Here is a 20,447-nt window from a genome sequence, read left to right as displayed (position 1 = left end):
ACCTACTACATTTTTGAAAGACAAAAGGGCGGCAGCCACAGGTGTCATCCCCTGTGGGCTGCCGCCCTTGGCTCAACCATTCATACTCTTTGCAATCCCTGCAATTCTTGCATAGAAATCAGCTTCCGGCAGTCCTACCACACCCGAAGTTGGTGTCAGTATTTCAACGCCGTATCCATTCAATTTCTTAGCACAGTCTAAAAACTCGCTTGTCTTTCTTGTAATCCTGTCAGGATTGACCACAAGCAAGATGTCTATCCACTGTTTAGAAGCAGCGGAAAATACATCTGCCATGCCGTGCCTTTTGATGGACGATCCATGTGCTGTCTCGGCGGTAATACCGACAATTTCAAAACCCTGTTGTTCAGAATAATCCACCAGTAACTGCTTCTGCTTTTCCAATGCCATGGTATCAGGGTTTGCCACCCTGCAATAAATCCAAACTCTTTTATGCTGATTCATTTTCCTCTCCTTTTTCTGAAAAGCTCCACTCGATATGAATGGATTTGTCATTGTAAACATAAACGCAGTCCACAAAGTCAACTACCATCTGCCGTGTAAGGGCGTCTGCCTGTAAATAGCGTATGAGCTTTGGTTCACCCTGCTTGGCGGCGGCCAGCTTGTTCCGCAGTTCTGTGAGTTCTGTTTCTGCCGCTTCAGCCCGCTGTGCCATCTCTGCCTGCTCCCGTGACAGCTTATCCCGTTCCTGCCGGTACTTTTCCCGGCCGATTTTTTCCTCTGCCATCGCATCGTACAGTTCAGCTTTCTGCTCATCTATCTTGGCACAGGCGCCCTGATAGGAAGTGACCTGTTTTTGCAGGCTGGCAAGCGTATCCGTGTTCCCGGCCTTTAGCAGCAGTTCTTTTTCGTCCATCAGGGTTTTTATATAGGCTTGAATGGCAGTCAGCACAACGTCTGCGATTTCACTTTCCCTGACGCTGCCCTCCATACATCCAAAACCGGCAGTCCGGTATCTTGTCCTGCAAAAATATTGGGGATTGGAACGTGACCGTCTGATCAGGGAATAACCACAATGCCCGCACCGCAGTTTATCCGTAAAAAGGTATATCCCTGCCTGCTCTAAGTCCCGTTCCACAAATTCCGCCAAATGTTCCTGTGCTTTCTGAAACTCCTTTGCGCTGACCAGCGGTTCGTGCCGTTCCTCTGCAATAATCCAATCCGACCTGCTGTTTTTAAGGGTTTTCCTGTTCCCGACCTGTGGGCGGTATCGCTTGCCGTAGATGGTCTTGCCTAAATACCGTTCATCCCGCAGAATATGTATAATTGCGCTTTCATTCCAGAGGTCGGCGCCTTTTACCCCAATCCACCATTTGTGATAGCAACCCTGACTGTTCTTGATGGCGCTGGGGGTAGGCACTTTCTCGGCATTGAACAGGCGGGTGATTTCCACCACGGTCATTCCTGCGCCAGCCAGTTCAAAAATGCGCCGCACAATCCCTGCACTGTCCCTGTCAGCAACAAGCCGGTGTTTGTCCTTTTCGTCTTTGCGGTAGCCTATGGGGGCAAAGGGGCTTAAAAAATCACCTTTACGTGCCTTTGTCTGTAAGCCGCTTTTTACTTTCAGGGACAAGTCCTTGCTGTAATAGCTGTAAATCACGTTGCGGAACGCAATATCCACACCACTGGTCTTGCCATTCATTTTGGCGCTGTCATAGCCGTCGTTGACTGAAATAAAGCGGATGCCGAGAAACGGGAATATCTGATCCACATAGTCACTGACCGTGATATAATCCCTGCCAAACCGCGAAAAGTCCTTTACAATGATACAATCGATTTCCTTTGCCCTGGCTTTCTGCAAAAGTTTCTGCATATTGGGCCGTTCCATGCTGGTGCCGGAAAATCCGTCATCACACAGTTCCATGACCTCGCAGCCCTCAAACCCCGGTGACTGCCCGATAAACCGCCGGAGCAGGTCGCGTTGGTTGGAAACGCTGTTACTCTCGTCCCTGATTCCTTCACGGCTGTCCTCGTCCTCCACGGAAATACGGATATACAAAACAATAACAAAGGTTTTATTCACTGGCCGCCACCCCCATCGGAGGGAACAGCCATTCCTTCATGCACTCGTACTCGTCCTCAAATCGGAGCCGCACGGCGATATTAGAATTGCCGTATACGGTAATCCGGTCAACCAGTTCCAGTGCCATGCCCCGTGTCAGTTCCGGTGCCTCATGGATAGACAGAATCGCTCTGAGCCATGCCGGTTCGCCGGTTCCCGGTTCCACGACAGCCGCATTCTGTGATTCCAGTTCTTCCAGCAGCTTTCTCTGTTCTTCTTCCTGCTCTATGTAACGGTTTCTGGCGTAAAGATAGTCGTGCTCATTCATCAGGTGGTCTAAATAATCGTCATAAAGGGTTTCCCGCAGACGGGTAATCCGGTCAAGCTGTTCCTCTGCCTGCATGATACGGTGGTGGATTTCCTGTTTTTTAGAAAGATTGAGCGCCTTTCTGCCCGCACTTTTTATCAGCCTTTCCATATCCAGCGCCGTTACAAAATGGGACTGAATTACTTGGGAAACGGCTTCTAAAAGGACATCCTCCGGCACCCTGATACCGACACAGCGGCTGGAATCCTCCGTATGGGTATGGCAGTAAAAAAAATACCGCACATGGATTCCGGGGTCTTTTACCTTGTTTTCGTGGATGTTTCTCTGGCGTGTAAGTTTTCTTCCACATTCACCACAGTAAACAAGCCCTTTTAAGATGTTTTCAGGATTAATAATTTCCGGGAAAGCCCCCTGCCTGTCATCAAACGTCTGCTTATCCTGTTCCGCCATCCTCTGTATTGTGTCAAAAGTATGCCGGTCAATAATCGCTTCGTGGGTGTTTTTTACAACTGTCCACTTTTTCCTTGGCTGGGTGGTACGTTTCTGCCCTTTCCAAAGCGCTTTGCGGGTCTTACCCTGCACCACATGACCTAAGTAAACTTCACTTAGGACCATGTTCTTAATGACCTGTCCCGTCCAGATGGAAGCAGCAAAGCGTTTGGATTTTACCATCCCTTTTTCAAAGCGGTAACGGCTGGGGGATGGAATCCCCAATTCGGTCAGCCTTCTTGCGATTTCCTGATAGTCCATACCACTTAGACGCCACTGAAAGATGTCACGGACAACCGGGGCGGTTTCTTCGTCCACCACAAGGCAATGCTTATCCTCCGCAGATTTTAAGTAGCCATAAGCCGCCCAGTTTCCGATAAACTCCCCCCGTTCCTGCTTTTCTTGCAGCACGGGGCAGATTTTCTGTGAGATGTCACGGGCATATACATCGTTCACCAGATTTTTTAAGTGCATGGAAAGACTGTCCGATGTTGCCGGATCAATGCTGTCATAACCGTCATTCACAGCAATAAAACGGACTCCCATAAAGGGAAATATCTTTTCTAAATACTCACCGGCCTCTATGTAATTCCGTCCAAAACGGGAAAGGTCTTTGACGATGACACAATCCACCTTGCCCGCCCGTATATCATCAAGCAGACGTTCAAAATCATCACGTTCAAAATTAACCCCTGTTTCCCCATTGTCTGAATAGACGGAAAAGAGGGAAAGGCTGGGGTCACTTTCGATATATGCCCGGACAAGGGCTTCCTGATTTTCAATAGAATCGCTGTCGCACTGATGGCCGTCCAGCACGGAAAGCCGCACATACGCCCCTGTGCTATACACCCGCAGTTTCGGTTTTTCCTGCACGGGCGCCCTGAATCTGCTTTTCCTTGCCATGTCACACCGCCTCCCTTCCGGGAGATACGGCCAGAGCCGGATTGATACGCTCCACGCTCTGTATCAGTGACATCGCGCTGTCATACTCACACTGAAATTTGAACTTTATGTTTATCCGCTGATTTTCAAAGACTAAGATGCGGTCAATCAGCTCTACCGCCAGTTTACGGTTCAGTTCCTCAATATCCTGATACCGTTTGAAATAGGCGATCCATTTCTGTTCCTCGGATTTTCCATCCACAAGCCGGTCTATTTCCTGCTCCAGCGAGAGGATTGCTTCTCCGGCGTTCTGTGCTTTCAGGTCATACCTTTTGCCGAAAGCGATGTAATCCTCACGGGAAATGATACCGTCCGCGTAATCCTCGTGGAGCTTCATGCGGTAGAGCTGGTATTTTTCCGCCTCGTCCTGCTTGGCTTTAAGCCGTTCATCCATCTTTTTGATCTGACGGCTGGTGTAGGGCAGCTTTGCAATAGCGGCAAGTATCTGTTCCACATCAAGGACAGAACGGATATGCTCCCGCACAGCCGCAAAAACGGCCTGTTCCAGCAGAATGTCACGGATACTGTGGCTTTTACATCCGCTCTTTTCCTTGCTGCCTGAACAGATATAGTAATAATAGGGGTGATCGGCGGTGGAGTTGTTCTTTCGCACCATGCTCCGCCCGCAGTCGGCACAGTAGAGAAGCCCTCCCAGCGGGAAAACAGTTTCCTCGCCGGGCGCCGTCCGGGTGTCGGTGCGCAGGATTTTTGCCACATTCTCAAAGGTGTCACGGCTGACCGCTGGTTCGTGGGTGTTCTCCTTTACCGCCCACTGCTCCTCCGGCACAGCAAACTGCTTTTTGACTTTATAATTGGGACTGCTGCGCTTCCCCTGTTCCAGCGTTCCGATATAGACGGGATTTTTCAAAATGCGGAGGACGGCGGTTGCTGTCCACACCGCTTTGGGATTACGTCTAAAGGGTGTCTTATAGGTACTCCCCAGCAGCCGCTTATATTCAAGGGGAGAGGGGATACCCTGTTCGTTCAGGCGGTCGGCAATCGCTTCTGAGGAATATCCATCTAATATCAGATGGAACATATCCTGCACCACACCAGCCGCAAACTCATCAATAATGAGGTGGTGCTTATCCTCCGGGTCTTTCAAGTAGCCAAACATGGCGAAGGGCGCGATAAACTGCCCTTTCCTTCGCTTAATGTCCTGATGGCTGCGTATCTTAATGGAAATGTCCCGGCAGTAGGCATCGTTCATCAGGTTTTTTACCGGCACAATCAGATTGTCCGATGCGGTTCTCGGCTTTGCGCTGTCATAATCATCGTTGACAGAAATAAACCGCACACCCATGAACGGAAAGATTTTTTCAATATATTTTCCTGTTTCAATAAAATTTCTCCCCAGACGGGAAAAGTCCTTGACGATGATGCAGTTGGTTTTCTTATTCTTGACCGACTCCATCATACGGATAAAATCAGGCCGGTCAAAGTTGACCCCCGTATATCCGTCATCAATCCATACTTTATGGAGGGTGATTTCAGGGTGTTTTTCCAAAAAAGCCGTAATCAAATCCCGCTGGTTTGCGATACTGTCGCTTTCGGCTTTGTCGCCGTCCTCACGGGAGATGCGGAGGTACAAATCTCCGTCATATTGCTGTAAAAGTTCCTGTGTATCCATTCGGTATTCTCCTAATCGCTTCTGAATTTCAGAAACCGGATTGGGAGTTTTACCGCAAGTCCTGTACCACAGGGGTTTACCCAGCCCCTGCGGTTTGTGACTCAGCTTACCACAAAACTTTCTCCGCGTCCAGACAGATTTCTGAAATCCCAAAAGCCTGATTTGCCATATTCATTTTGATTCCTCACAGAGTTTGCAGATAGTGTTCCATCCGCTGTTCAAAGGTAGCGCCGCCCTCTGCGTAGCCTACGCTGACGGCAACCTTGCCCACCCGGAAGCAGTACGGGTTCCTGATCTGCCGGATAAACTCCTGCATCCGCTCCCCTTTGGGAAGTGTCCGGTCAATTTCAATTTCTCTTATATCCACAAGTGTGTCGGGATTGACCGTCCGCACATCCACCTGTTTTAATTCCTGTAAATCCATTTCGGATAATTCATAACCGCTCATGGCCGCCCTCCTTTTTTCCTTACCGATTTGTAAAGAGCCGGACGCTTACTCACTGAAAGTAGGCATCCGACTTTTTCTCCAAAATAAACCGCCCTACATCATCAATCCGGTCTGTGACCGGCATATCAGGCAGGGCGGCAAGAATGTCCTTTTTATAGCGTCCGGCCGCGCGGCTGTCGAGGATAGAGAACACACAGGTGTCTGTCTCCCTGCGGATGCCCCGGCCAATCCACTGGCGCAGTTTGATGAGCATACTCGGTATAATGCTTTCGGATAAATAGCTGTAAAAATCGTCATGGAGGGTGCGTTCATACTCTGATACCGGATCGGGCGTCGGGAACGGCAGGCGGACCACTATCAGCGAGGACAGAATATCCCCGGCAAGGTCAATACCCTCACCGGCGCTGTCACTTGCCAGCAGCACGCCGTTTCCACTCTTTCTGAAAGCGGTAATGGTGTCCAGCCGTCCCTTACTCATGCAGAACAGCGGATAATCCACCGCCTGCGGTTTGGAAAGCTCCTGATACACAATCTCCATCATCCGGTAGGATGTGAACAGCACCAGCGTATGCCCGTGGCTCTGCCGGATCAGCTCCGTGAGCTGTTCCAGTACCGCCGCCATGTAAGCACTGTTTTTTGTGTCCGGGAACGGCATATCCTCCGGCAGATACAGCAGGGCGTGGTTTTCATAATCAAAAGGGGATGCTTTGCTGGTCATCAGGAGCCGGTGCTGTTCCAAAAGGTCAATTCCGGTCTGGTGCATGAAATGGCTGAAATCACCTCCAATGGAAAGTGTGCCGGATGTCAGGACGCAGGGCGTTCCCTGATTCCAAATGTCCTCATAGAGCAGAAAATCAAGTGCTTTCGGCAGGGTACAGAGCCGACACGCCGATACGCCGGTACGCTCCAGCCAGCAGATTGACTCCGTATTGTCCTTTAACAACATGAGTTTTGCCTGTTCCTGCTCTATGCGGTTTAACAGCCGCTTTTGTGCGCCGCCTGCCTTGGGATGATAAAAACACACCGACAGCCCGTTCAGTGTGGCCGCCAGTGTGTTCAAAATTCGGATGCTGACAGGGGTGAAATCAAATGCCTGACAGCTTTTATCATAATGTGCGCCCGCTTCATGCCGGATTGTTTCAAACAGCAGGCCATTCAGCCGAAGCAGCTCCCCGCACAGCAGGGCCGCCTCTTTTCGGTTGGAAACCATGCCGACGACACGGTAGGCACTGGACACAAGCTGTTCCAGCTCCGTATTTTCAAACGCCATGCCGTACATCTGTCTTGCCGCATCCAGCAGCTTGTGAGCCTCATCAAAAATCAAAATGCCGCTCTGTGGGAGCAAACGGTTTCTGCCGCCTTTCTGACTTAAAATATCCGCCAGCACAAGGTTATGGTTGGCAATCTGGAAATCATACGCCATGGTCTGCGTCCTGCGAAGGAAGTCCCGGTATCGGCAGACTGCCGACAGGTCACAGTGGAAATGACAGTGGCTCACACAGATACGCCCTTTTACATAGTCCGTCAGTTCAAGGCCGTCTAAATCAATGGGGCAGGCTCCTGTGGAGAGCGCCGTCAAAGCTGCCAGAAGTCCGCTGTCCTCCGGGCGGTTGTTGTGCCGGATGGAGGACAGATAATTGCGTACCCTGTCATCGCAGGCATAGTGGCTCTTTCCCTTGCGGACCGCATAGGTCAGCGGCCGGTTGATGATCCGGTGTTCCAGCAGGATACCGGAAATCTGCGGAATGTATTCCTCCGTCAGCGCCTTTTGCAAGGCGATTGTCGAGGTTGAGATAACAGTAGGGCGCATACTGCCCTGAAAAAGCCGGTACACAATAGCGGCGAGGATATAGGCATGGGTCTTTCCCGTTCCCACCTCGGCCTCGCATAATGCCAGCTTGCTCTCCCACAGGGCGTCTAACATAGACATAGAAAGAGAAAGCTGGTTATCCCGCAGCACCATTCCGTGCTTTGGTAAAATATCACTGAAAATGTAGGCAAGCAGTTCTCTGGACCGTTTCCGTCCATCAGACCGTGCCGTGCTTTCCGGCTCCGGCGCCCTTGTCAGCATTTTTTCAATCGCCCGCTGATAGCCCTCCTGTGTGAGCGGCTTCTGACGGGAAAACAGGCGTTTTGCCTTTAGCGTATTTAAGTCTACCATGCGGTAGCTGTACGTCTTGCCTGTGAAATATTCCAGCAGTACGCAGCCTTTCGTGGCAAGCACCACTTTTTCCTCCGGCCGGAACAGACCGGCCTCATAAATCTTATTCTGAATGTCTGCCATGCAGACAAGTTCTTCATTCATAGCTTTTTGCCTCCTTTGCAGCCTAAAGGAGCGACACAAGCATACGGCGGAACCGGGTCTGGTTGATTGTCTGCTGACAAAAATGCCCGTTCCGCCGCATGGTTTCTATCGCTCCAATAGTTCGATAGAATGTTCTATATTGCAAAGGTGTGAAAGGCGTTCCGCTTGGCCTGCGGACACCATAAAAGCCGCCCCCTGTTCTTTCTCAAACAGGGGTGTGCGTTTTCCCGTTTTTCAGGGCTGCCGGTTCTCGGCAGAAGTACCATGATTGTGACAGGGGTTATCGCAATCCGCCCCGCCGTGGGACGTCATCACTGCAAACGGTATCGCTCGGATCGGCAGGGTCTTTCTTTGCTTCCTGCTGTCGTCTTGGCGCGTTCCAGTGCGTCGCTTCCGGTTTCCCGGCCTGTCATCGCTGTGCCTCCACACCCGTATTCACTTGTCAAGGAACCGGTGAAAGGCAGCTATAAACTTGCCTTTCACCTAACGTCCAAAAACAAGGGGGGTGATGAGCTATTCTTCATAAAATTTTTTTAATTTTTTTGTGGACCAATGCAGGCTTTCCCATACGGCGCGGTAATCCACCTGTTCCAAACCCGCAATCTGACGTATCGAAAGACCTTTGAAGTAATGTAATAGAAACCGCCGCCGCTGTACTTCCGTCAGCTTTCCGCTCTCTAAAAGACGTTTGGCGGCTTTCAGGGCTTGTCCCTTATCGCTGTTATGTATAAGCGTAATATCAACAGATGGAGTTGCATATTCTTCGGATTCCGCCAGCCAGTCTAACTTCCGCGCACGTTTGCCATAAGCTGTCTCGTCCAAATCCTGCTCATGGTACAGCTCATCTGACAGAGCCTTCAGCTTGGCAAAATCCTCCGCTGTTTTGTCGGGATTATCCCGCAGATAATCGGCAAGCGTGACCTCCACAATGCCGTCCGCAAATTTATAAACAATGCCCTCGCTGTACTTATTCAGGGCATAATCGCTTTCCTGATAATTTCTCATTGTCCTTTCCTCCAGTCTGAATTTTTAGTTTCAGACCAGAGGGGCGGACCACGGCAGTACCGTGAAAAGGGCCGGACAGAGAAAAAGCACCCACACAAAAAATGTGAGTGCCAGCAAAATCCTTTATAAAGAGGATTTTTGCAGAAATTTGTCGAACAGAAAAAGGCTGCAACCCCGTTTAATGGGATTGCAGCCCTGTATCTTTCGCTATTCTGTTTTGCCTTTAAGCCAGCATTTGGCTTTCTCCAATGATGTACGCTGATTGACTGCCCCTCCTATGTACTTTGAGGGGTGGTTACAATTCTTGTGTTTTCTTTCGTCCATTTCCCTCGGTTATGTATCAAGGAAAATTTTAGCAGGCAATTCAAAGAAACTTCTTAGAATATTCAAAGGAAATTCTAAGATATTCCGCAGTTTACGACAATTTTCGCATTTCAGGTAAAAATTTATAATTCTCCGGGATTATGAATGAAATAACCCATGCCATATCTGGTTTCAATCCAATCGGCTTTCAGCTTTCTTCTGAGATTGCCGACCTGATAAAAAATCGTGGAATTGTCCATAAGGTATTCCTCATGCCACACAGCAGTATAAATCTGTTCAAATGCAAGAACACGGTTACGGTTCTTGATAAAATACAGCAGGAGATCGTATTCTTTCTTTGTGAGGATTACGGTTTCATCATCAATCGTAACCTGTCTCCGCGCAGTATCCAGCATCAAATTACCATGGCTGACGAGGGCATAATTGCGGCCTGTAATGTGATTGAGCTGGGTGTAGCGCCGCATGAGTGCCTGTGCTCTGGCAAGGCATTCTTCTAAATCGTAGGGCTTGTTCAACACATCGTCAGCTCCACACTTCAGTGCCGCCACCTTATCCGCAGTGCCTGCCGTTTCAGATAAAGCAAGGATGGGCAGTGGGTTCATCTGCCGTATCTGCTGAATGAGTGCAGTTCCGTCGTATTGATAGATGCAGGCATCCAGAATTACCAGCGAACAGTTCTCCTTTTCCATAATCTGCAATGCTTCCTGAATAGAACCGGTATAATACACGTCTGTGTATTCGTCCTGCAAATTATATTTGATTTCCTTACAGGTATTCAAATCTCCGTCAATAACCAGCACATAATTTTTCATGGTTATAAGCCCTCCTTTCTCCGTAACGGCGCAGGCGGCGGCCTCCTTTCGGAAACCGCCGCCTGTGGTTTTTGTCGGCGTTTCCGCCTTTGCATTTTGGTTTGTTCTTACTGTGGTATCTTTAGCACGTCGCCGGGGTGGATGACCGAGTAGATGGTCTTGCCGTTGATTTCCGCCAGCGTATCCATGCTCACGTTATGTTTTTTTGCGATGAGCCAGAAGTTGTCTCCGGCCTGTACCGTATAGGTGCCGTAGCCGGTTTTCTTTTTGGGAAAATCCAGCGTCACGCCGTAGGCGTTGAAGCTGTAATTCTCGCCGCCTATGTTCTTGGTCTGGTTCTTGATTGGCTGGCCGCTTTCATAGTACATCCACTGGCCGTCATCGTTGCGCATCCAGCCCCGTGCGGAGGAGGCATCGATCATCAGCTCCACGAAACGGCGAAGTGTCGCCGCCGCCTCGGCTCTGGTGGCTGTGCCCTGCGGATCAAACCTGTTTTCGTTCTTGCCCGCGAGGACGCCGGCCATCTGCATGGCTTTCACAGAGTCAGCCGCCCACGAAGAAATATTCGCGGCGTCCGCAAAGGTGTTTTGTGCGTGTGCCTTTGGAAGCTCAAATCCGATTGCCTTTGCGTAATTTGCCATGATGACCGCCATCTGCTCACGGGTAACAGCATTGTCCGGCGCAAAGGTGGTGGCTGTTGTGCCTTTCACAATGCCGTTTTTCGCTGCCCATTCCACATAGCCCATGTAATAGGCGTCCGCTTTCACATCGGTGAAGCTGCTCTGCGTGCAGCCGCTTACGTCCGCTCCCGCCAGTCTGCCGAGGGCGGTGACAAACATCCCTCTTGTCATGGCGGTATTGGGGCTGAAGGTGGCGGCGCCTGTGCCGGAGAGCAGTCCGCGGTTTACCACAAACTGAATGTCGTCCTTTGCCCAGTGCCCGACAATGTCGGTAAAGTCAGCCGGAGCCTTATAGCCCACGCCGTAGGTGGAGAAGTGGTTGGTGGAGAAGCGCAGCATCTTGTTCCCGGCGTCATACACAGAGCCGGTCAGCCACTGCACAGTTCCGCTGCCATCCACATAAACGGCATAGACACCGCCCGCCTTTTCGCCCGCGCCGAGGGTGTAGGGAATCGCCACGCTGACGCTGCCGCCGCCAAAGCTGGTTACCTGTTTCCCGCCGCCGTAGTTTACCGTGAGGTCAAAGACCGGGCGGGAGCCGATTGCCGCTTTTGCCGCCCCCGTAAGCCCTGCGCCGTTCAGTCTGGTGGCGGTGATGTTCACATCCGCGTTTGCCTGTGTGTTGATGGATTTTACCGCAGACAGATCAATGCCGATTTTAATGTCCGGGTTATTCACCACGATGATCGTGTTCACAATTTTATTGCTGATGATGGTCTCCTGTGTTGTCTTTGGCAGATTGACGGTAACGCTGCCTGCGCTGCTGCTGCCCTGCACATTCAGCACAAGGGTGACGCCGTTATCCAGATTGCCGTTTCTGCGCGCCTCGTCCTCGGCCTTTTTAATGGCATCCTCTACAGTTTTCTGAGGGAGGTCTACGCTTATGTTGCCGTTTGCGTCCACCTTGCCGTCCACCTTGATTTCGCTCTCGGTGGGGGCGCTTGGCTTTGTTTCGGTGGGCGGAGTTACAGTGCCGCCGCCCGAACCGCCTGACGAGCCGCTGCTGCCGGAGCTGGAGCTGCCGGTATAGGTTCCGGTTTTGACTGCGCTGTTAAAGGCAGCAACCGCACTGTTCAGTGCGCTCACCGCGGCGGTAATATCCGCGGCCGTTGCGGAGGAGCTATTTACCACAGCCTGTGCCGCTGCAATCGCATTGTTCAGCGCCTCCATTTCGGCTGAGGTCACAAATTTTGTGCCGTTTGCAACAGAGGAAGGAGAACCATTGTTGACGGTAACGCCGTTCTTGGCGCTGTTTGCCGCGGCAATGGCGGCTGTCAGCGCGGACTTATCGGCAGACAGCTTAGTAATGACCTTGTTTACCGTAACGGTACCGCTTGCGCCGCCCAGCGTCAGCTTGAGCGTGCCTGTGATGGAGCCGGTCGCATTTGCGGTGGCATTGGTCTTGCTAAAGCCGTTTGTATCGTTCCATGCAACCGCAACGCCGTGGAGCGTCGCCGCGTTTGCCGCGCCTAAAATATCCTGCGCGGTGGTGGCGTTTGTAACCGTCAGATTATCAAGCGCCGCCTCAATCGCGCTTTTCGCCATGGCGAGCTTTTGCGCATCGGTAAGCGCGCCCGCCTGTACGGTTACTGTTGCCGTGCCGCTCTTGCCTGTGTCCACGGTGGAGGTAGCTTTTACCGTCAGCGTTGCCGCCGTTTCATCCGATATCACGGTCAGCAGGCCGCCCGTGCTGATGCTTGTGCCGGTTTTGCCGCCGGTCACTGTCCATCTCACGGTCTGGGCCGGGTTGTTTGTACCGCTGACAGTGGCGGTAAACTGCTGCGTACCGCCCTTTTGCACCGTGGCAGGGCTTGGGGAAACGCTTACAGAGGTCACGGTGGGGGTGGTTGTACCGGCCACTTTTACCACAATGGTTTTATCTGTACCGTTAAATTCCGCCGTCTTGCCGGTAGCCCCGTCGCCGGTGAGGTGGATTTTGGCCGCGTCGCCCGCCACCGCGCCGGTGGCGATGGCTGTACCCTCCGCGATGCCCGTGGGAAGAACGACGGACACGCTGGCGGTATTGGTGAGGTCGGGGTCGATTTGGAAGCTGGCGACGCCGTTGGTCACTTCGCTGTCTCCCGTGCCGCCGTTGAGAACCACGCCCTTGCCCTCGCCGCCGATTTTGGCATTGCCGCCCACGGTGACGGAGGAACCGCCGGAAACGGTGGAGGTGACGCTCGTATCCACGGCTCCGCCGCCGTAGACGGATGTTTCTACCACACCGTAGACGGTGACGTTCGTTCCCATGCCCACGTCGCCGCCCATGCCGCCGCCGTAAACGCTGCCGGCGACCCGCCCCTCAATGGTGACACTTGTTTTCATGCCGACAGCCCCGTTTATGCCGCCGCCGTAAACGTCGCCGCCCACGCTGCCGTACACCCTGACATCCGTGCTTCCGCCCACATTGTTGGAATCTCCGCCGCCGTAGACGTTATGCGCCACGGCGCCGTCCGCCTGAATGCGAACTATAGTGCTGCTGCCGACGTTCGCGCCGACGCCTTTGCCGCCGCCGTAGACGTTGCCCACCCTGCCGCTCAATACGGTAATCAGGGTCCTGTCGGTCACGGCGGTTTGATTTCCCCCGCCGTAGACGCTCCACTCGGAGAGATCAACGCCGTCCGCCGGGGCGTTGGCGACGCCCAGGTCATGCAAGGATTTTTCGTCGGCGTCGACCTGATTGTTCCCATTTTCATCCACGTAGACGGTGGTGCTGGTCGCGTCGGTGCCGATAATGAGCAGAGGAAGACCGTTGGCGTAGACGGTATATGTACCGGAGGAATCGACCTCCACCGTGGGCATGGCCGCCGGTGTGGGATAAACCTTGCCCACCATCGCGCCCGATGCCACCGTGTAGTAGTTTCTCACGTTGTAGCCATCCACGCCGCTGGCCGCGAAGTACACCGCATAGCCCGCCGGACTTGCAGTGTTTGTCACCTGCGCGGTGTCCTTGATGTCCAGCACGACAAGGTCGCTGCTGCCACTCGGCACTTTGGAAAGGTAAATCGTGCCGGAATTGGAAGCCGTGTTCGCGCTGGTGACCGTGGCGCTGCCGCTGATCGTGATTTTACCGGTGGAGATGTTGTAGATGGCTTTTCCGGTCGCTTCCACCGTACCGCCGCTGACCGCGATCGCGCCGGCGTAGCCGTTATAGACGGCGTTGCCGCCTGCGGCGGTGTTCTTTACCGTGCCGCCTGTGATTTCCAGAGCAGTGACGTTGCTGTTGGGCGGCACAGGGCCAAGACAAATCGTGCCGGAAGTGGCGCTCGTATTGGCGCTGATGACCTCGGCATTGCCGCTGATGGTGACTGCGCCGGCGGAATCGTCTTTATAGATGGCCGTGCCGCCATTGGTCGCCGACACCGTGCCGCCGCTGATAGTGACCGTACCGCTGAATCCGCTGCTAGAGATGGCTTGGCCATTCGAGCTGGTCGCCGTTACCGTGCCGCTCTCCACCGTGACCGCACCGGCGCTGGCGATGGCACGGCCATTCGCGCCGCTCGCCGACACCGTGCCGCCCGTGACCTTGATTTCTCCACTGTTGGAGCCGCCGGAGATGGCATCGCCATTTGCGCCAGTGGACGACACCGTGCCGCCCGTGATCGTAACCGTACCGCCGGAGACGTTACTAATGGCAATGTTGACAGCTTCCAGCTTGCCGGTCTGGCCGATGCTGCTGTCCGTTACGGTAAGCCCCGTACCCGCAGTGTTTTTCAGCTCGATTGCAGCCATGTTGCCAGTGGTGCTGCCGCTGTGGCTGACGGTGTGGCCGTTCAGGTCAAGCGTCAGGGCTATGCCGTTGATGTCCACGCCGTTGTCGCCGAGATTGATGTCGGCGGTGATTACCAGTTTGTCGCCGCTTTGGGCCGCCGTGATGGCGTCGGCCAAGGTGGCGTGTTCGCTTACCTTACTGCCGTTACGCAACAGCTCCACGGCATACGTGGGGACGGAGGTGGATTTCAGCACGATTTGGCCGCTCTCATTTTTATTCAGCGCCCATGCGGTGTCATTGATAGAGAATTTGCCAAAATCAGTATCGGAAATCGTGTAGCTGCTGCCTGCGGCGACAACGGTTCCAGCTGCGGGCGTTCCCTCCATGCCCTCAATTTGAATGCTATTGGAGAGCGCGGAAGTTACAAGCGCTTTCTTATTGGTAACAAGATAAATTCCATCTTTAAGATCAGCGCCGCCGCCAACAGAGAAGTCCTCACGAGCATAGAGGCCAGTGCCGCTGAATGTGTTATGGTTTCCGTTTATAACGCCGCCTGTGATGGTACAGGAACCGTCCGCATGATAAACTGCGCCGCCGCGCCCAGCGGTATTATTACTGATTTCGCCGCCGTCCATCGTAAATGCGCCCATGTTGTAGACACCGCCGCCCCATGTATCCGGTGACGATGGAAATTCGATGCCAAAGGTAGCCGCCAGCGGCGTTTGCGCATTGGGAATGGTCAGGGTTTCACTGGACATTGGGCGAATCTCTACATTTATCATGCCGTCCCATCCGCCTGACGACACGTTCTGCGGTGCCACGTTGTCTTTGATAACACTATTGTTGTGAAGATTAAAGGTACTGTTGCTGGTAATATAAACGCCGGAACCGGCCTGCGCCGTATTACCGCTGATTTCGCCGCCGTTCATAATAAACGTGCCACCGCTTTCACCGATATAATAAAAGGCGAAAACACCGCCGCCAGCCAGTGCCTCATTACCAGTAATTTTGCCGCCGTTCATGGTAGCAGTACCGCCACCGCAGATACGCACCGCACCGCCATTTAAACCGCTGTTGTTTTGAAGAACTGCGTCGGTATTCAGCGTCAATTTACCGCCGTCCACTTCCAGCAGACCGTCTCCACTGGCATTGTTGTCCTTGTTGCCATCCAGCGTAATATTTTCAAGGGTTAGCTCCCCCTTGACATTAAACAGAGGGGCGAATTCAAAATCAACGGCGCGGGTCAAGGTACTACCGGTCAGTTTGATATACTTGTCTGCCGGGATATTGATGGTAGAAATCAGTTCTCCACTCGCTGGAATGGTGATTTCAGCCGGACTTCCACTGCTGCCGCTTGACTTGTTGATCTGTTCTTGGAGCCAGTAGTTTATTGTGTGACCTGTTCCCAACGGGACAACAATCACTTTGCGAAGGAACTGACTCGTATCCCAATCTTTGAGATATTGCCCATCGTCTTTTGTAGCATAAGTATTTTCAGAAATAATGTCCGGCATTCTAAGCGTTCCTGACATAAAATGAATTTCAGTAAATTTCCCATTTGTAATATTGATTGTAGGATTCCCACCGTAGAATCCTTCGCTTATTGATAAACCAGCAAATGAACCGCTATGGATGGTAAGGCTTCCCAGTCCAATAGCAATAGCACCTTTTTGAAAGTTACCACCCTCAATTGTGACCTGTGCATCAGAAGCTTTGTAGGAAATTGCATAATCATAGTTTGACCCGCTCCCTCCTGATTGCACCACTGTCCCCTGACCGCCGTTATCACTGTCTTTGATCGTCAGATTTCCCGAAGCCATCATCAAAAAAATGGGATTATTATACGAAGAATCATTCATTCCTTTTCCAGCATAGGTAAGGGTATGTCCGTTCAAATCCAGAACAACAGTGCCTGTAATTCTAAGGTTGCCCTCCAGTGTTACATCCTGCGACAGCTTGACCATATTATCCGCTATTGTCGCATTGCTATTGCCGCCCAACGCATTCTGCAAAGCGGTGTTACTATTAATGGCAGTCCCGCCGGGTCCATGCCCCGCCTCACTGACGGTAACGGTTGCAATATTGCTGGTTACACTGATATCAGCACTGGGATTTGTCACGACCACATAGTAATAGGTCGTTCCGGCTGCTGTGGTAGGGACCGTGTAGCTTGAACTGTTCGCTCCTTCAATTTTCGTTCCCGATGTGCTGTCTTTTTGATTGTTTTGATACCATTGGTACGTTGGCGTACCCTCTTCCAGAGTTGCAGTGACAGATAATGTTTTGCTGTCGCTTACAAAACAGAATTGTGTATCATCCGGCAAATTGCTCGTAATTTTAGGCGTCTGCTTTTCTACTGCGGCAGCATTCCTAATCCAAACATTTCTGGGGTACTGTTCATTGCTGCTTTTCCATCCGCTGATTTCTTTCCCACTATTATCAGCCATGTAGGAACCATCTGCGACAATATCTTTCATTCTAAGCGTTCCTGACATAAAATGAATTTCAGTAAATTTCCCATTTGTAATATTGATTGTAGGATTCCCACCGTAGAATCCTTCGCTTATTGATAAACCAGCAAATGAACCGCTATGGATGGTAAGGCTTCCCAGTCCAATAGCAATAGCACCTTTTTGAAAGTTACCACCCTCAATTGTGACCTGTGCATCAGAAGCTTTGTAGGAAATTGCATAATCATAGTTTGACCCGCTCCCTCCTGATTGCACCACTGTCCCCTGACCGCCGTTATCACTGTCTTTGATCGTCAGATTTCCCGAAGCCATCATCAAAAAAATGGGATTATTATACGAAGAATCATTCATTCCTTTTCCAGCATAGGTAAGGGTATGTCCGTTCAAATCCAGAACAACAGTGCCTGTAATTCTAAGGTTGCCCTCCAGTGTTACATCCTGCGACAGCTTGACCATATTATCCGCTATTGTCGCATTGCTATTGCCGCCCAACGCATTCTGCAAAGCGGTGTTACTATTAATGGCAGTCCCGCCGGGGCCATGCCCCGCCTCACTGACGGTAACGGCTGCAATATTGCTGGTTACACTGACATCAGCACTTGGATTTGTCACGACCACATAGTAATAGGTCGTTCCGACTGTTGTGGTAGGGACCGTGTAGCTTGAACTGTTCGCTCCTTCAATTTTCGTTCCTGATGTACTGTCTTTTCGATTGTTTTGATACCATTGGTACGTCGGCGTACCCTCTTCCAGAGTTGCAGTGACAGATAATGTTTTGCTGTCGTTTACAAAACAGAATTGTGTATCATCCGGCAAATTGCTCGTAATTTTAGGTGTCTGCTTTTCTACTGCGGCAGCACTCCTAATCCAAATATTTTTTGGATACTGTTCATTATTGCTTTTCCATCCGCTGATTTCTTTCCCGCTATTATCAGCCATGTAGGAACCATCTGCAACAATATCTTTCATTCTAAGCGTTGTGCTGTTCATAAAAGTAATCTCGCTGAATGTTCCCGCTGAAATTTTTATCGCGGTTGCGTTGTCAACGGTCAGGTCGGAAAATTCGCCATTCTTAATTGTGATCGTTCCGCTCCCAGTTCTGACCGAACCAGAAAAGATACCGTTTTCTATGGTGACTTGGGCCGAGGCGGCTATACAGTTAATTGCATAATCATAGTTTGACCCGTTCCCTCCTGATTGCACCACTGTCCCCCGACCGTCGTTATCACTGTCTTTGATCGTTAGATTCCCCGAAGCCATCATCAAAAAAATTGGATTGTTATACGCAGAGTCAATGATTCCTTTTCCGGCATAGGTAAGGGTATGTCCGTTCAAATCCAGAACAACGGTGCCTTTAATTCTGAGGTTGCCCTCCAATGTCACGTCCTGCGTCAGCTTGACGATGCTATCCTCTATTGTTGCGTTGCTGTTTCCGCCCAATGCCGTTTGAAGATCCGCAGCGGTTTGAATCTGTTTACCGCCCGGTGCTGTTCCGGTTTCCGCCACTGGCATCATCTCGGCTATCATCTCCGCAAAGTTCACCAAATCAAGCAGCTTACCTGTATGTTCTTCATCAATCAGCTTCTTATCCCCATCGGAAAGCGTATCATAGGCCGCCTTGGCCGCCTTAATATCTTCGATTGTTTTCTGCATTTTCTCCAGCCACGCCGCAAATTCCGGTTCAGAATCGCCTGGCATATTCTCATAGATGCTGTCCATGATGGGTAGCGCGTCAATCATCATAATGACTGCATTCACTGCCGCCTCGTCAGATGGTGGAGTAACAGCATTTTTTTCTGCCGCACACAAGCCGTAGTCTTCGTTGCAGACAGGGCAGTCCGTATTCGCCTGTTCTGCGGTACATAAAACCGAGCAATTACAAACTGCCGCTTTTTCTACATAAAATGGGCAGTCTGTATTTGTATGCTCCCCATCTTTCTCAACTGTCGGATCACAAAGGCACTGCTCCGCCTTCCGCTCTTTACCCAAGCACTTAGTCAAATCCGCACCCTCGGCGGAGCAGACCGGGCAGTCAGGGTTAATGACGCCCTCTGTACAGAGGGCGTCACAGATACATGTATCTGTGACAATAGCATCCTTGTCGGGCGGTGTTTCCACAGGCGGATTTTCAACCGTCGGATCGCACAGCTCGCAGGAATGGGTGCAGTCCGCGCCCTCCATTGCTTCCGCATAGCCGCAGCCATCCTCGTGGCCGCATACATAGTCCGCGTCGCTTGGGGTGGCGTTCCCGCTCACGCCGCTGTCCAAAACGGGGGCGCAGGAATAGGTACCGTCCTCGTTTAAGTGAGAACAGGGAGCGCCCTCCACGGCTTCGATATAGCCGCATTCTTCATCGTGAACGTGACCGCACACGCTGCCGCTTGCTCCCGGCGGTGTGCCTGTCTCTGCGGCAAAGGCCGTCATGGGCAGCAGGTTCGCCACCATGCAAAGGGACAGCGCACAGGCCGCCAGCCGCCGCGCTTGCTTGCTCCGCAGCGCTTTCCATAACAGCTCCGCTTTTTCCAATACCGCTGCCGCGGCATACAAGAAGCAGATGCAAAGCAGGGCAAGGGGCAAATTCGCCTTGCGCTTTTTGCCGAAGCTTACTAATTTTCGTGTCAGCTTATCCATAAAATTTTATTCCTCCTCTTGATCCTTTTTCTGTTTTCCCGATTATAACTTATAGCTTCCGCCGCCTTGTGGCAGGCGGCGCCTTTGGGGCGGATATATCTCTTATTCCGGCGGAACACCGGAAAACCCAAGCGGTTCCAAGCTCAATTTTCAGACACCTCCGTTTCGTAAAAGGCAGACAACCTTGCTTCGGTTTGACAAAATGCGCAGGTTCGCGCTAAAATAAAGTATTACTTTATACAAGCATACAAAGGTACACTTGCTCAGTCGATTTGCTTTTTCGGCCAGCAGCAGATGCCAACGTCCAATGACGTCCGCTCCTTCAAGTGGAAATCGGCGTATTTGCAATACCAGCACGCCCGTTCCTCCGGAAGCGCGGCTGCACGGGGCGTGAACACCGGGCAGCATTGGCGCGGCCAGACGCTCCCACCCACCCGCGGCTCCTTCAGAGGACTGTCCTCGGCAAAGCAGTGGCTTCTCATGTCTTTACGCATTGTCAAATCCCTCCTGTTCGCACAAGGCAACACCACACGCTGAACTTGTGGGTATTACCTCAATCAAATGGTTTTGTTTCCGGGGATATCCCCGGAAACAGTTGAGGGGCGCGCCCCTCAACTGTTTCCTTATTGTTTTCCTGTTGGGCGGATTCG

General features: G+C 51.8%; 9 protein-coding genes. All 9 read right to left on the bottom strand.

Annotated features, from left to right (window positions below; all coding sequences use genetic code 11):
• Window positions 1-72: 72 nt before the first annotated feature.
• Window positions 73-462, bottom strand: coding sequence for a recombinase family protein (locus MCJ35_RS03135; protein WP_025483038.1), 390 nt, complete (start codon window positions 460-462; stop codon window positions 73-75).
• Window positions 449-2,041 carry a recombinase family protein gene (locus MCJ35_RS03130; RefSeq protein ID WP_240299351.1) on the bottom strand — a complete coding sequence of 531 codons (1,593 nt, stop codon included), beginning with the start codon at window positions 2,039-2,041 and terminating at the stop codon, window positions 449-451. Before MCJ35_RS03130 ends, MCJ35_RS03135 begins: the two co-directional genes overlap by 14 nt.
• The gene (locus tag MCJ35_RS03125; protein WP_025483042.1) at window positions 2,034-3,740 is read right to left on the bottom strand and encodes a recombinase family protein; all 1,707 of its coding nucleotides are present in this window, start codon (window positions 3,738-3,740) and stop codon (window positions 2,034-2,036) included. Before MCJ35_RS03125 ends, MCJ35_RS03130 begins: the two co-directional genes overlap by 8 nt.
• Window position 3,741: 1 nt before the next feature.
• Complete coding sequence (locus tag MCJ35_RS03120) at window positions 3,742-5,409, bottom strand: recombinase family protein (RefSeq protein WP_025483044.1); 1,668 nt, start codon at window positions 5,407-5,409, stop codon at window positions 3,742-3,744.
• A 184-nt stretch (window positions 5,410-5,593) separates the two neighbouring features.
• Window positions 5,594-5,857 carry a DUF6870 family protein gene (locus MCJ35_RS03115; RefSeq protein ID WP_025483045.1) on the bottom strand — a complete coding sequence of 88 codons (264 nt, stop codon included), beginning with the start codon at window positions 5,855-5,857 and terminating at the stop codon, window positions 5,594-5,596.
• 49 nt (window positions 5,858-5,906) lie between these two features.
• Window positions 5,907-8,162: an ATP-dependent DNA helicase gene (locus tag MCJ35_RS03110; protein ID WP_025483046.1), complete on the bottom strand. Its 2,256-nt coding sequence runs from the start codon at window positions 8,160-8,162 to the stop codon at window positions 5,907-5,909.
• Between the two features lie 513 nt (window positions 8,163-8,675).
• A complete protein-coding gene (locus MCJ35_RS03105) occupies window positions 8,676-9,167 on the bottom strand; it encodes a sigma factor-like helix-turn-helix DNA-binding protein (RefSeq protein WP_025483048.1) in 492 nt (163 codons plus the stop codon).
• Between the two features lie 446 nt (window positions 9,168-9,613).
• Window positions 9,614-10,303: a response regulator transcription factor gene (locus MCJ35_RS03100; protein WP_025483049.1), complete on the bottom strand. Its 690-nt coding sequence runs from the start codon at window positions 10,301-10,303 to the stop codon at window positions 9,614-9,616.
• A gap of 107 nt (window positions 10,304-10,410) precedes the next feature.
• Complete coding sequence (locus MCJ35_RS03095; protein ID WP_240299350.1) at window positions 10,411-19,797, bottom strand: S-layer homology domain-containing protein; 9,387 nt, start codon at window positions 19,795-19,797, stop codon at window positions 10,411-10,413.
• Between the last annotated feature and the right edge of the window lie 650 nt (window positions 19,798-20,447).

The sequence above is a fragment of the Enterocloster sp. OA13 genome, assembly GCF_022440595.1.
Taxonomy (GTDB): domain Bacteria; phylum Bacillota; class Clostridia; order Lachnospirales; family Lachnospiraceae; genus Enterocloster; species Enterocloster hominis.
The sequence above is the reverse complement of the archived record's forward strand: the minus strand, read 5'-3'. Positions and strand labels throughout refer to the sequence as shown.